Annotated in this window: 1 protein-coding gene; it reads left to right on the plus strand. The window is 34.8% G+C overall.

Annotated elements, in window-relative coordinates:
- Nucleotides 1-124: 124 nt before the first annotated feature.
- Nucleotides 125-1141, plus strand: coding sequence for a WG repeat-containing protein (locus tag A3EU_RS0127875; RefSeq protein WP_020539476.1), 1017 nt, complete (start codon nt 125-127; stop codon nt 1139-1141).
- The last annotated feature ends 562 nt before the right edge of the window (nt 1142-1703 follow it).

Consider the following 1703-nt stretch of genomic DNA (forward strand, 5'->3'; position numbering starts at 1 on the left):
GCGAACCTCGTACAACACGGGACATGCGGAAATTCAAAAATTTTTTCGGCTGCGCCGAAAATTTCCGAACTTCGCATGTCCCGAAAAACGTTAGCGGAAATGAACAAATGAAATAAAAGAGTAGATGGATAACGATAAGAATTCTAGACCTAAAAGTAATATTGCTCAAATAATACTTGCATTATGTGCTTTGGTAGGATTACCGTTTACGATTTATTCTGTAGTAAAGGCGGATAAAATAAAGGAGTCAACTGACCCTGAAAGCGTTGAGAAACTTATGGGTGGTAACAGAGATACTTATCAAGTATACGATTTAGAAAACCCTGTTTCTGTTAGTGATTCATCTTTAAAGAAATCAAATGAACAACAAAAGTTAGAATACCCCTCTTCTTCAAACCTGATTAATGATGCCGTGTTAGAATTTTTGAACAGATTTTCACCTGGGGTTGAAGTAAGTATTTTTGATAGATTTATAACAGAAAAAGACTTTGAATCAGCACTAGAAGTATTAAGAATAGCAGAATTAAACACGGAAAATGAAGGCCGTCTACATTCAATTGATTTACGCAGGAGGTCGATATATTTGATGAAAGAAAAAGGGTTTGACCAAGTTTGGTTCTCGTTTCCAGGTAATCTAATTTTAACTGAATTAAATGATAAGCAGGGATTGTATAGTAGAAATGGAAACGAGCTTTATGAACCCATTTTTGATAATGTAGATCCTGTTAATTTTGGGCCGCTATATTGTGTACATTTAGGCGATAAATATGGATTTTTAGATAGTAATGGGAATGAAATATACCCACTTGTAATTGATGAAATTGAACCTGAAAAATATTACCCCCTAAAATTATTTGGAGAAGGAGGTAAATACGGCTTCATTACAGAAGATGGTGAATTTTTATTCAAACCTACATTTGATGAAGTAAAAAGGGTATGGGCAGAATCTATAATTGTGAGAAAAGGTAAGAAATATGGAGCAATTGATTTGACTGGAAGATTCAAGTTAGAAATGAAATTTGACCTTTTGAGATATGATCAAAATCATAATGTTTTTATAGCCGAATTACATGAACAAGAGATGTTCTTTAATGACGCTGGTGAAAGAGTTAAAAATCCGATCTTTGATATTGAAAAATAACTTCAATGAGAACTTGTACAACTTGTGATGGAACTGGTGAAATAAAGGAAGCAACTAATGATGTATTAATTTGCAAGGAATGTGGTGGAGATAGAAGTGTTTATATAGCTGGGAAAGCATATAAGTGCAAGAATTGCAATGGAAAGGGATATACCGAATTTAAGAGTAGTGTTTGTATAAGTTGTGGCGGAGAAGGCAAAATTAAAGACTGATTGATAGTCTAAGTGGTAATAAGATAGAGGGAATAATTTATACTTCCGCTAACTTTGCTACAACCCCATTAAGTTAAGCCCCCATCATTTGTACCAAAGAGCTTAAATCCCAGAAGGGTAGATATGTTTTTGGCAAGACAATAAAAACTGTATCTTAGTTATATAGGGCTGTAATGACGAAACAAAATTGCTTCGCTGCATAGCCTTCCGATTTGTAGGTTTTTACATAGTAAATCGATAGTTAAATTCAAAAACATGTCGTCCCTGTCCGCGCATAAATTTGCGGTTTCGTACGCGGCTGGGGCGGCTTCTATAAGGTTCCAGGTGAAGGAGTAGGTTTTCTTTAAGCA

Origin of the sequence: Lewinella cohaerens DSM 23179 (assembly GCF_000379805.1) — a bacterium.
GTDB lineage: Bacteria > Bacteroidota > Bacteroidia > Chitinophagales > Saprospiraceae > Lewinella > Lewinella cohaerens.

Bases quoted from the DNA above. Each gene is read 5' to 3' on its own strand.
- A3EU_RS0127875 (WP_020539476.1), top strand. From the start codon at position 125: ATGGATAACGATAAGAATTCTAGACCTAAAAGTAATATTGCTCAAATA.